The following is an 11,529-nucleotide window of genomic DNA, read 5'->3' on the forward strand; positions in this document are numbered from 1 at the left end:
TAGAGAAGATGGTCATGACGAAATGCATAAACTTAGCTTGTAGCCGGCTGTGATGGCTCTTTTTGGGAGCAAAAAACGAAAAAGGGTAGGTTATCTGACATTTCTGATGGAATAGCCAGAACAGTGCTTCAAGTCCGAGAGAGAAGGCATGCATTTTATTTTAAAAAAGGCTCTGGCCTCCCTATGGGGAGATCAGAGCCTTTTGGCTGTTCGCTTATTTAGTTGTTGCGACGATCTTTCAAGATGACATCTGCGAACAAAATAGTTTTCGGTATACGGAAAAATTGCTCCGCTTGTTCCTGAAACGCAGCAGAAGGCAGTGTTCCCTGATGCAGCCATTTGCGGAAAGTGCCGGGATGAACCCCGATCCAGTGGCTGACATCTGTCACCGACAGATCATGGACCATACACAAGCCTGTCAAAATACGGTTACTAACCGGAGAACGGGTCACCGTACGCTTCATGAAGCGAGATGACTCGGGTTGACATATGACAGGGCTATTACGCACAACTTCTTCATTGAAGAGAATATGACGCGGGTAGCCGAGTAATTGGCAAGTCTTGTCCAGATTGGTACTGCCGGGTATCCGTCCTTCATATACCCACGCACTGACACTGCGTGAAGAGATGGAGAGGTCTTCAGCAAGCTGGGACAACTTGATATCATTGGCCATCAGCACGGCAAGAAGAACACGATTGCGGATTTGACAGCGTGTCGGTTTTCGGAATCGTTTAACACGGACGCCTTTTCCCAAGTATTTACGGTTGATCAGAGACCACGCCTGGATGGAATGTTGTTCTGGTTGATTAGGCATATTTCCTCCGATTTTTTTTAACCAAATACTACAATAAACAACGGGGTACTTTCAAGTGCCGGGACTACCGGTTACAAATGCGTCAATGCGTGAATTCACGATAAAGAGGGAACTACGAACTAGACCATGCGCAATTCACATCCTAGTATATTCCTAGATTACAATGTTTCACTAAAAATGAAGGGAGAAATTGAACAGGAATAAAAATAATATAGTTCTAATTACTTATTACTAGGTCTAAAGAACTTTTATCTGTTTTTTGTTGATATGATGCGGTTTATTTCCCTGAATTCCCCAAAAGCATGTGATTTTCGTTCTCCTGTTGCGAAGAGGATGTGCACAAATCTGAAATGATAAATCCGCATGTTCAGCATGACATGTGACCTGTCAAATCTCTTACTTTTACATATATTGTATGATACTCAAGTGTAAGGGAGAGGTGAGGAACGTGCATCTATCTGTGAATACCTTTGCTGTCATCTCGGGAGCATTTGTTACGTTTGCTTTTGGCGGATGGGATCAATTGCTGAGCCTGCTCGCGGTCGCGATGGCTGTGGATTATGTAACAGGTTTGGCAGCGGCGGTAAGAACAGGTGCCGGGTTGAATAGCAACATTGGATTCTGGGGGATTGCTCGCAAAGGGCTCATGCTGACGGTTGTTTTGCTTGCTCATCGAATTGATCTGATCATGGGAACCGATTTTATCAAAGGCGGAGCTATTTATTTCTATCTGGTGAATGAACTCATTTCGATTACCGAGAATTATGCCAAAATCGGTCTTCCATTGCCTGCAAAGCTCAGACAGGCCATTGCAGTGTTGAAGAAACAGGAGGATCAGGAGTATCTGGCGAATCGTGAATGGTCCAAACCGCAGCCAACCCCGGACAACATCAAGCAGCAGGCTGAAACAGGACAAACTTTGCAGGATGACTCCGCGAAACAGACGATGGATGGATTGCAAAAGAAATCCGAATCGAAGGGAAACGGTTCGGATTAGTTTTTCTTATCAAGAGAACGTTTCCAAGTATCCTTTCGTAATAGAGAACGTTATGATATATTTTGGATACATGAAAATTCATTCATTTCTACTATTATATTAAACGAGGTGTTTGCCCAGATGATAAAACATATTGTCCTGTTCAAAATGAAAGATCGCTCAGCAGAAAGTATTGAAGCTGCAGCTCAGGTGCTTCGCAATCTGGAAGGTAAAATTGATGTCCTGGTTTCACTTGAAATCGGGATTGATGTGCTTCGCTCGGAGAGATCGTTCGACATTTCACTCACAGCGGAGTTTGCTTCACTGGAGGATCTCCAGGCGTATCAGGTACACCCGCTTCATCAGGAAGTTATCAAGTACATGAACGAAGTCAGAGAACAGTCAATTGCAGTGGACTACGAAATCTGATCTGTCATTCAAACTACGTTGAGATAAAGGGGACTCTGCATGAGCGATTTAAGAGACGTTATGGAATTTCTATATATTTTTGTTGTGTTTCTAATCGCTTGTCCTGTGATGATATTCTGGCTTAAGCGAAGAGGGAAACGGAACCGATAACTCACTGAACGGGAAGTGAACGAATGTATTATGTGAACAGAGAACAGATTGCCCGCCGGCTTGCTGCTGTACCGGAAGTAGCTGAAGGGCTTCGCGGGGCAGCAGAAGCTTGGGACGGCAGTCTCATGCTGGGGATGGTACAGGAACGGTGTCTTCACCTGGCGATCGAGATTGTTACCGATGTGGGAAGTTATCTAATTGACGGTTTCATCATGAGAGATGCGAGCAGCTATGATGATATTATTCAGATTAATTATGAAGAAAAGGTTTTTGATAATCCGACCTATGAGATATTGCGTCAGCTTGTCACGTTACGCAAGCCACTGGTGCAGGATTATTACACTTGGGAGCGGTCTGGGCTCCATCCGCTTAGCGTAGAGTTGCCGAGTATACTTGAACATTTTACTACTCAGGTTAGCGCCTACGTGGAAAAAGAACTTGGTCCTTTCAATACGGCACAGGCCGAGGGACAGCGTAAGGAATGAGGGAAATCGCATGACAAATGAATCAAAAGAATTCAATGAAGCAAATACTGAAAGTAAAGAAACAAATGAATCACCGTCCGGATTCCATCCGGTGTATATGGTTGAACTTTTGTTCCGGGAACGTCCAGAGGTGAATCGCCTGCGTTTGCAGGAAGCAATGATTCGCCATACAGGACAAGTCCGACTGGATGTGAAACAAGAGAGCGGAGGGCAAAAGCATGAGATGCTTGTCTTCTATCATCTGGACCATAAGGTATCCTTCCAGGAAGGGGATATCCCTGCTCAGACTTGCATGCTTCCTGTGAATGAAATCGCAGATCGTGCTCGCTTTGGCGGTGCTCTGCAACAAGCATGGCATTGGCCTGAAGTGGGACAGGTTGTAGAAGCTTCGCAGTACTCCATCCGGATACATGATATGTTCACGGCTGCCATGCCTCGTAAGCAGCGCCTGGAGCTGTTTCAAAAGACTGTACTGGCAATCATGGAAAGTATGACCTGTGACGCGCTGTATTGGTATGGCAGTGACAAGCTCGTTGAACCGGAAGCATATACGCAAGCTCAGGAACGTGAGGAACATCTGTATGCAGCCATGAACGTTCGAATGTATCAAGCCGGAGGTACAGAGGAACAGCGCGGGTTGGTCATGGATACCGTGGGATTATCTGCGCTGGGTGTACCTGATGTCCAGTGTCACTTCGTCGGTCTTGATCCGGATACGGTGGCTCAGACCTTACTGGGTGCAGCGTATTACATATTTGATCAGGGGGATGTTCTGCAAGATGGACAGACGCTGGGTTCTTCAGGTGGACGTCGCTGGCGGTGTGAACATCAGGCGGCATTGATTGCACCGGGACGTTATGTGATTGATTTGGACCCGGGGGATGAGCATGCTGCGGCTGATCTCGAGCCGGCTCGTCAGAACTGAGTTTAAGTCAAGTCATCTGCATCCATTCAAAAATGGCGTTCAGATTATTTTTAACATCTGGAGTGTCAAGCCAAGCCTGTGCTGCTTATAATGCATCAACAGAGTAGGCATTCGCCCGGATGGCTGAGCGACAGACCGTTGCTTCTGATCCGGTACTTAAACAATAGTAAAGGGAGAGATGTGACGTGAAGGATTCTAACAAAAGTTTGTTGTGGGGAGCTCTTATTGGCTCCGTGGTTGGTTCAGTAACGGCATTATTGCTGGCACCAAAATCGGGACGTGAACTTCGTCAGGATATTACAGAAGGTGCTCGTCAGGTATCGGAAAAAGGTCAGGAACTGGCTGGTATCGTGGGAGAACAAAGTTCACAGATTGTATCCAAAGTTAAAGAGACCGCAGATGTTGTGATTCAGGATATTCAATCCTGGCGCAATTGCGCTGAAGGAAAAGAAATTCGCATATCGGCAGCCATTGTTGATAACGAGATTGATAAAGCAGCTGATGAACCCGGAATTGACATTGTAGCGAAGCTTCCTGCGGATGAGTCCAAGGACGACAACTAAGCAAAGCTTGATAAGCAGGCTTTCCTCTATTTAGAGGAGAGCCTGCTTTGTTGCGTGTCCACACATAGGTGACGTAGCGCGGGGATTTAATTTGAACCCTGCGATGAAATCGGGTAAGATGTAGGTACCTTTTTGCCGGAATGTTCATACGGTAGGAAGAAAGCTCTGGGAAACAAACGTTTTGAGAATTAATTCAATGAAGAAGGAAGCGGTGTGTTCGTGCAGCAAGCAATCGCTATATTAGACTCCGGTGTGGGGGGATTGACCGTCGCCAAGGAAGTGATGCGTCAGCTCCCGCGGGAAAAGATCATTTATTTTGGGGATACTGCCCGGACACCGTACGGACCCCGTTCGTCCGAACAAGTAAAACAATTTACGGAACAAATCGTTGATTTCTTGATCCAATTCGATCCGAAGGTTATCGTTATCGCCTGTAACACAGCAACAGCAGCCGCGCTGGAGTATATCCGTGCCAAGGTGAATGTGCCTGTCATTGGTGTTATACATCCGGGTGCGCGGGCCGCAATCACAGCGACACGTACAGGACGTATTGGTGTGATTGGTACCACGGGTACCATAGGTAGTGGGGCTTATACATCGGCACTCAAACAGTTGTCCCCCTATATTGATGTGGTCAGTCAGGCTTGTCCGGCGCTGGTGCCGTTGGTGGAACAAGGTGAATTTCGTTCCGAGCACACGACACATACGGTGGAACAATCATTGGGCGAGATCAAACAACAGCCAATCGATTGTCTTATTCTGGGTTGTACGCATTATCCCTTTCTCATGGACACGATTCAGGAAGTTATGGGGCAGGAAGTGAAGTTAATCAGTTCAGCAGATGAAACGGCACGTGAAATCAGTACGATTTTATATGATAAACGAAAGCTGGCCAGTGGGGATGAGACCCCGGTGCATCAATTTTTCTGCACGGGTGACCCGCGAATGTTCCAGAATATCACCCGTCGATGGTTGGGGGAGCAGATCTCCAAGACCCCTGTTGTCTGGCAGGTAACGCAATTATCATAGTTATACTCAAATTATGCATGAATAAGACTTTTAATTAATGTATTTTGGTTGTGGACTATCTCGGAACTGTGAAGTTCCGGGATTTTTTGTCGTCATTATGCATTAACAGGAGATAAACATGATTCTTGTCACATGACGGACAACCTGACCTGCATACATATGTTACAGACACGAAATTGGTCAGAACTGGACAGGAGACCTGTCTTTTCCTGTGGAAAGGAGAACAACATGGATCTACAGTGGATTATCGTTCAGCGGGGAGATACGTTGCCGCGAATTGCGTCAGCACACCATATGACCAAAGAGTTACTTGCTGCACTGAACCCGGAAGTGGCTTCCCAGCCTTACTTGCTGGCAGGTCAGATGCTGCGTATTGTCCCCGGGACAGGTCGCAGATACGCTGTACCGCCTGGAGAAAGTGTAGGGGAGATTGCAGAGAGATTTGGTCTGGACGAAGAGGTGTTGCGCCAGGCCAATCCCGAAATCACCAATATAACCGACTGGGTTGGTCGCTGTATTCATATTCCGGCTTCGAATGGAAAAACTATTGTAAAGATTCAGGGAGAGTATGGTTATCGAGAATTAATCAGGGATATAGACAAGCTGGAGAATCAATACCCTTTTATCGAAACAGGGTCCATTGGAACAAGTGTCATGGGGAAGTCGCTGCCTTATTTGCGTATTGGGCAAGGGTCGAGACATATCCATGTTAATGCTTCCGTTCATGCGAATGAGTGGTTGACAACAGCAGTTCTGATGAAGTTTATTGAAGAGTATGCCGAGGCGTATGGTGCGCATAGGGCATGGCATCAATACCAGACAGAACGCTGGATGCAAGAGACGACACTCTGGGCCGTGCCGATGGTTAATCCGGACGGGGTCGAACTGGTTCAGGAAGGTGTGGTCAATCAGCATCCACATGCACAGCAGTTGTTAACCTGGAATGCGGACAGATCACATTTTACCCATTGGAAGGCCAACATCAGAGGGGTGGATCTGAATGATCAATTTCCAGCCCATTGGGATGAAGAGGCAGCGAGAAGAGGTATAACCTCACCTGGCCCCAGGGATTATGCGGGGACAGCGCCATTGACAGAACCGGAGGCACAGGCGCTTGCGCAGTGGACGCAGCAACATACATTTGATGTGGTTGTATCCCTGCATAGTCAGGGACAGGAGATCTATTGGAACTACCGTGATCTGGAACCTAGAGAGAGTGGACCGCTGTCGCGTAGACTTGCCAAAGCTTCAGGTTACAAGGCGGTGAAGCTTGGTGGCAGTGATGCCGGATACAAGGACTGGTTTATTCAAGATTTCGGTAGACCGGGCTTCACGGTAGAAGTTGGATTGGGTGTTAATCCCCTTCCCGTAGAGCAGTTTGATGATATTTGTATAGAAGTGGGAATGTTGTTGGCTGAACTGTTATCCAATGGACAATGAGGCAAGACCCCGAATGACGAAGGTGTGAAACTTAACAGTAGATCATTCGTATAACAGGAACGGACGCTATGAGCGACGTTCCGTTTTTATTATTTTTGATAATGGCATGTCACGTCATTCGTTCTGAATGGTTTTCGAACGGGTAATGATGGATGTGCCGTTTCGGCGACATATACAATTATACGGAGGGATTCAAATGAAGTGGAGAAGACTGCTGTCGTTCAAACGATGGACACAAGTTTTCAAAAGGCTCCCCCGGCTGCTCCGGGCTCCGCAGATTCCTTTGGGAGAAAAGTTGTTGTTTATTATTCCGGCGCTGTTATACTGGGTACTTCCTGACGTCATGCCGTTTATGCCCATCGATGATATCGGGGTCACTTTGATTCTGATGAACTGGTTTGTAAGCCGGGCAGAACGTAAATATCCTGTGCTTCAGGAGGGGACACCTTCTTAATTTGCGGCCCAATGGATCGTTTTAACAATGAATTCGCATCAATGTTATTGCGAAGAGCGGTAACTTTCTTTACAATAGATGCTGTAGTTTAAGAATGCTGAAATTGTTGAAACCTGCAATTACAATATAGGAGATGAAGAGAATGAACTGCAAAATTACGCGTAATGCTGCTAAAGTATTGAAGCTTGAATTGGACAAGCCGGAGAACGAAGGAAAAAAACTGCGCGTTGTTATCACACATGCACATGGTGACCATGCTCACTACGGACTTGATCTCGACACACCAAAAGAAAATGATACAGTTGTATCTACCGATAAAGAGATTGATGTCATTCTCGCGAATGATCAGCCTTTGTTGAACGGTGTAAAAATTGATTATCTCTACTTCCCGGAAGAGGGATTTGTTATTACGAATCCGTCCCAAGGCAATCACGGCGACCACTAAGGGCGCGAAGAAGGGGAACTCATGGCTAACGATATCCGCGTATGCGAAAAGTGTAATCATGTTCGACTGAAATCGATTGTGCCCAAGTTGCAAAAAATGGCTCCAGACACGGAGATCAAGATTGGGTGCAAATCCTATTGCGGTCCTTGCGCGAAACGTGCGTTTGTCTTTATCAACGGTCGGTACATCAGTGCGCCGACAGAAGAAGAAGTGCTCGCCAAAGTTGCAAAGTTCGTGAAGTAATAGGATATGATATAACAAGGTGAGTGGAGAAAACTGTCCACACATCACAAAGGAGGGGCTACGTGCTTCTCCTTTTTTTGCGTTTGGGTAGCAGTGAAAGGCTGCTTCAAAATGCGGCATCATCTATCATTTCAGTAATTTGGAAGGTATCTTCTCGAATTTCAATGGCAATGACGGTAGTATCCTTTTTCAGAAAATGTACATGTCCCAGCCGTTCTTCCTCTAATTCCACCCATCCTGTATCCGCTAACTTCTGAAAATAATCCATTGGTGGGTATAGTCCTTGCTCACCCCCAATATGTTTCAGTTCATACTTAACACCTTCTTTAAGAGTGGGATGATCGGAATAAGCTATGTTTTCAATGAGTTTTGCATTGGTTGGAACCGGGATGTCTGGGTTCATGGATGATGCTTTATATCCGTCTATCTCGTATGTTGCAGGAGCGCAGCCTTGTACCCAAATGAGCAAGGGCAACATGCAGAGTGTCAGTAATATTTTCTTCAAATGAATTCCTCCCGACTCAGCATGTTTACCTAATAAACGTAGCGGAATCAATTAAAGTTACGATAAAATCACAAAAGAAGAATAAGGAAGGCTTGTGCTATCCATCCTAAAGGGGTAACAGGAACATGATAATCCCAAGGAGGAATACTCATGCCGAAGCGTTATGATTCCAGTTTGCAAGCCGATACCACCGTATCTCAGGCGCAAAATGCGGTGAACAAGCTTCATTATGCTGTATCTCAGGCCCTGTCTCATCCGACGGCACAGACCATTATACAGGCGGAACGTCGTCTGGCACATACGGAGCAAGCGATGCGACAAGCAGAGCTTTCACTCGGAGGGCAAGGTGTTGAGTTGGCAGAGGAAATGTTCATCGAGGAGAAGAGAAGATTGAATTCAATCCAGAGTCAGCACGGTCAAGGGAATTTATAACGTTCCTGTCACATCAGAACCCGCAGGGCAGCAATGCTTTGCGGGTTTTTCATATCTTTTGCAACGACTCTCGATCCATGGGTTTACTCCGACAGTATGTCGAATGGTCGCTTAAAATTCTGTGAGAAGGTTAATAGAACAAGAGCAGGCAAAATTCCATACGGGAGGTACAGAATGACAAAACATATTACAGATTGTACGATTCTGAACAACGGAGTAACGATGCCATGGCTAGGATTTGGAACATATAAAGCAAAAGGTAAGGAAGTACAACAGGCGGTTGAGACCGCTTTGGAGGTTGGATATCGCAGTATTGATACCGCGTCCATCTATGGCAATGAAGAAGAAGTGGGACAAGCTATTGCAAGCAGTGGTGTTGCCCGTAACGAACTGTTTGTGACGACCAAGCTCTGGAACGAGGATCAGGGATTTGATTCAACGTTGAGAGCATTTGAAGCCAGTCAGAAGGCACTGGGACTGAATGTGATTGATCTTTACTTAATTCACTGGCCTGGCAGAGACCAGTATAAGGAGACGTGGAGAGCATTCGAACGTCTATATAGCGAAGGAAGCATCCGTGCGATTGGTGTGAGTAACTTTCAAGTTCACCATTTGCAAGATATCATAAATGAGGGTGGAACGGTGCCTGCGGTAAATCAGGTAGAGCTGCATCCGGGTCTGATCCAGCAGGAACTTCAGGATTTCTGCGGGGCCCAGGGAATTCAGCTGGAGGCATGGAGTCCTATTATGAAAGGCAAGCTTAACCAAGAGTCCACCCTCAAAGCGCTGGCCCAGAAATATGGGAAAACGCCAGCACAGATCATTCTGCGCTGGGACATTCAGAATCAGATTGTGACGATTCCGAAGTCCGTTACCCCGGAGCGTATTCGTGAGAATGCTGACATCTTTGACTTTGAATTGACACCGGATGAGTTGAGACAAATTGATGCACTGGATTCAGATAAGCGGACGGGGCCACATCCGGATCAACTGTTCTGGGATTAAGTGGGTGGCGCTAATTGAATACAAGTGTTTGATCATAAGTTAGTGGAGGTTCCGGTTACGGAATCGTTCTTCGTGAGTTTAAGATGTAAGCATAATCGGTCACGCTAAGACACTGCGTGTGCAGAACAATATTTCGATCGCCGTTATCCCCGGATTTTTTTGAAAGTCCCTTTATCATGGGAGAAATCCGGTGATAAATGCGAGCGCTCCGCTTCTCCGGCTTTGTTCTGCCCACTTCGTTATCGTGAAAATTATGAATCCATCTTTAGTGGATAGGTATATAGTAAGTAATATACAAAAGCGGCAGGATCAGGGAGTATCCCCTGATCCTGCTGCTTTGTGTGTGTGAATTGGCTTAATTTTTTTTCGGAACTGCGCAGCCGTCATCTGTGCAGACGCCGCTGCCGTCAGCTTCGGTTGTATTGGACTCAACCATGGTGAACGGGGAACGCTCGTCCCAAGCTTTCTGAATAGCGTCCAGGAACACCTCGTCCGGCTGAGCGCCTGACACGGCGAACTTGCGGTCGAATACAAAGAACGGTACGCCGCGGATGCCGAGTTGCTCGCCTTCTGCTTGGTCAGCACGGACATTGTCGGTGAATTGATCACTGGAGAGCACTGCCGTAGCTGCGTCACGATCGAGGCCTACTTCTTCTGCTAACTGAGCCAACACTTCAGTGTCGCCGGAGTGTTTACCTTCAATAAACACAGCTTGGAAGATCCGTTCACTCAGTTCAAGCGCTTTGCCTTGTGTATCCGCCCAGTGTGTCAATCGGTGAGCTGAGAAGGAGTTCGTAGGGATCATGGCATCGATATTGTATTCCAGTCCTGCCGTGCGAGCATTGGCATTCATCTGGGCATTCATACCTTTGGCCTGTTCCACGCTCATATTATATTTGTCAGCCAGATATTCCGAATTGGTTTTACCTGGGTTCAATGCAGCATTTGGATCAAGCTCAAAGCTTTTGAATTGCAGCTTCACTTCATCACGGTGTGGAAACTGTTCCAATACATTCTCCAAGCGGCGTTTGCCGATATAACAGAAAGGGCAGAGAAAATCAGACCATATCTCAATATTCATTATGTTAAACCTCCATTATCCTTTTAGTTGAAACTAATATAGTTACAATTATAAAGCCACTTTCTATAATTCGCAAGGAGATTGCTATTTATCCCGATATGCCTTGGACCAATGATAAGGCTGGATCTCACTCAGTCTCTTGAAGACCAGTTGACCAGAAGGATCGTATACGGCAGCTTTGACTTCTTCGCCCCAGTAAAACAATCGTTCCTGGCATACACCGCAAGGTGTAAGGACCTTAAATTCTGAATGCTCATCATCACGAGCGATACAGAGGGAGTGGGTGACACGTTCGTTCAATTTGTGGGCTTCCAGATAAGCCCCTGTTTCCATACATAGATGCGTGGCATCATTGATAACCTCTGGCGCTACACTAATCAGCAGGGAGCCAGCTTCGGTATAGACGGCACCCGCACCGCCCCATCCCTGAGGATAACGTTGCTTCACAAATTTTGCGGCTGCATTGAACAATTGCTGTTCAATATGGATTGGTTCAGTATGTGATGTCATGTAATGAGAATTCCCCTTTTTGAAATGTAATTCACTTCATTT

The 11,529-nt window shown here is 46.3% G+C and carries 15 protein-coding genes and 1 pseudogene; 12 read left to right on the top strand and 4 right to left on the bottom strand.

Translation table 11 applies throughout. From position 1 onward, the window contains the following. Positions 1 to 218: 218 nt before the first annotated feature. Positions 219 to 815, bottom strand: coding sequence for a helix-turn-helix domain-containing protein (locus F0220_RS10060; RefSeq protein ID WP_017689431.1), 597 nt, complete (start codon positions 813 to 815; stop codon positions 219 to 221). A 448-nt stretch (positions 816 to 1,263) separates the two neighbouring features. On the opposite strand from F0220_RS10060, the pseudogene F0220_RS10065 reads away from it, so the two are divergent. From F0220_RS10065 to F0220_RS10110, 10 genes and pseudogenes are all read left to right on the top strand, one after another. Continuing rightward, positions 1,264 to 1,647, top strand: a pseudogene (locus tag F0220_RS10065) (holin family protein); the annotation flags it as partial. Positions 1,648 to 1,932: 285 nt separating this feature from the next. Next, a complete protein-coding gene (locus tag F0220_RS10070) occupies positions 1,933 to 2,220 on the top strand; it encodes a Dabb family protein (RefSeq protein ID WP_017689429.1) in 288 nt (95 codons plus the stop codon). Positions 2,221 to 2,393: 173 nt separating this feature from the next. Then, positions 2,394 to 2,855: a DUF86 domain-containing protein gene (locus tag F0220_RS10075; RefSeq protein WP_091017577.1), complete on the top strand. Its 462-nt coding sequence runs from the start codon at positions 2,394 to 2,396 to the stop codon at positions 2,853 to 2,855. Between the two features lie 10 nt (positions 2,856 to 2,865). After that, positions 2,866 to 3,780, top strand: a complete 915-nt coding sequence (locus F0220_RS10080; protein WP_105598098.1) for a DUF4261 domain-containing protein — start codon at positions 2,866 to 2,868, stop codon at positions 3,778 to 3,780. Between the two features lie 185 nt (positions 3,781 to 3,965). After that, the gene (locus F0220_RS10085; RefSeq protein ID WP_105598099.1) at positions 3,966 to 4,343 is read left to right on the top strand and encodes a YtxH domain-containing protein; all 378 of its coding nucleotides are present in this window, start codon (positions 3,966 to 3,968) and stop codon (positions 4,341 to 4,343) included. 219 nt (positions 4,344 to 4,562) lie between these two features. After that, positions 4,563 to 5,372 (top strand): glutamate racemase, encoded by an 810-nt coding sequence (gene racE / locus F0220_RS10090; RefSeq protein WP_076209504.1) that lies wholly within the window; start codon positions 4,563 to 4,565, stop codon positions 5,370 to 5,372. A gap of 228 nt (positions 5,373 to 5,600) precedes the next feature. Continuing rightward, positions 5,601 to 6,812, top strand: a complete 1,212-nt coding sequence (locus F0220_RS10095; RefSeq protein WP_105598100.1) for a M14 family metallopeptidase — start codon at positions 5,601 to 5,603, stop codon at positions 6,810 to 6,812. Between the two features lie 196 nt (positions 6,813 to 7,008). After that, complete coding sequence (locus F0220_RS10100) at positions 7,009 to 7,266, top strand: hypothetical protein (protein WP_036670081.1); 258 nt, start codon at positions 7,009 to 7,011, stop codon at positions 7,264 to 7,266. Between the two features lie 142 nt (positions 7,267 to 7,408). After that, the gene (locus F0220_RS10105) at positions 7,409 to 7,711 is read left to right on the top strand and encodes a heme biosynthesis protein HemY (RefSeq protein ID WP_036670085.1); all 303 of its coding nucleotides are present in this window, start codon (positions 7,409 to 7,411) and stop codon (positions 7,709 to 7,711) included. A 21-nt stretch (positions 7,712 to 7,732) separates the two neighbouring features. Continuing rightward, positions 7,733 to 7,954 carry a YuzB family protein gene (locus F0220_RS10110; RefSeq protein WP_017689421.1) on the top strand — a complete coding sequence of 74 codons (222 nt, stop codon included), beginning with the start codon at positions 7,733 to 7,735 and terminating at the stop codon, positions 7,952 to 7,954. 106 nt (positions 7,955 to 8,060) lie between these two features. Here F0220_RS10110 and F0220_RS10115 read toward each other — a convergent pair whose 3' ends face one another. Further along, positions 8,061 to 8,459 (bottom strand): hypothetical protein, encoded by a 399-nt coding sequence (locus F0220_RS10115; RefSeq protein ID WP_105598101.1) that lies wholly within the window; start codon positions 8,457 to 8,459, stop codon positions 8,061 to 8,063. Positions 8,460 to 8,609: 150 nt separating this feature from the next. Here F0220_RS10115 and F0220_RS10120 point away from each other — a divergent pair, with 150 nt between their 5' ends. After that, the gene (locus F0220_RS10120; protein ID WP_105598102.1) at positions 8,610 to 8,891 is read left to right on the top strand and encodes a hypothetical protein; all 282 of its coding nucleotides are present in this window, start codon (positions 8,610 to 8,612) and stop codon (positions 8,889 to 8,891) included. 174 nt (positions 8,892 to 9,065) lie between these two features. Then, complete coding sequence (locus tag F0220_RS10125; protein WP_091017566.1) at positions 9,066 to 9,896, top strand: aldo/keto reductase; 831 nt, start codon at positions 9,066 to 9,068, stop codon at positions 9,894 to 9,896. Positions 9,897 to 10,251: 355 nt separating this feature from the next. Here the strand turns inward: F0220_RS10125 and F0220_RS10130 are convergent, their stop codons facing one another. Next, positions 10,252 to 10,977 carry a DsbA family oxidoreductase gene (locus tag F0220_RS10130; RefSeq protein ID WP_105598103.1) on the bottom strand — a complete coding sequence of 242 codons (726 nt, stop codon included), beginning with the start codon at positions 10,975 to 10,977 and terminating at the stop codon, positions 10,252 to 10,254. Positions 10,978 to 11,061: 84 nt separating this feature from the next. Continuing rightward, entirely contained in the window at positions 11,062 to 11,487 is a 426-nt protein-coding gene (locus F0220_RS10135) for a cytidine deaminase (RefSeq protein WP_197997735.1), read from the bottom strand. Positions 11,488 to 11,529 lie beyond the last annotated feature (42 nt).

The sequence above is a fragment of the Paenibacillus sp. 37 genome (assembly GCF_008386395.1).
Taxonomy (GTDB): Bacteria; Bacillota; Bacilli; order Paenibacillales; family Paenibacillaceae; genus Paenibacillus; species Paenibacillus amylolyticus_B.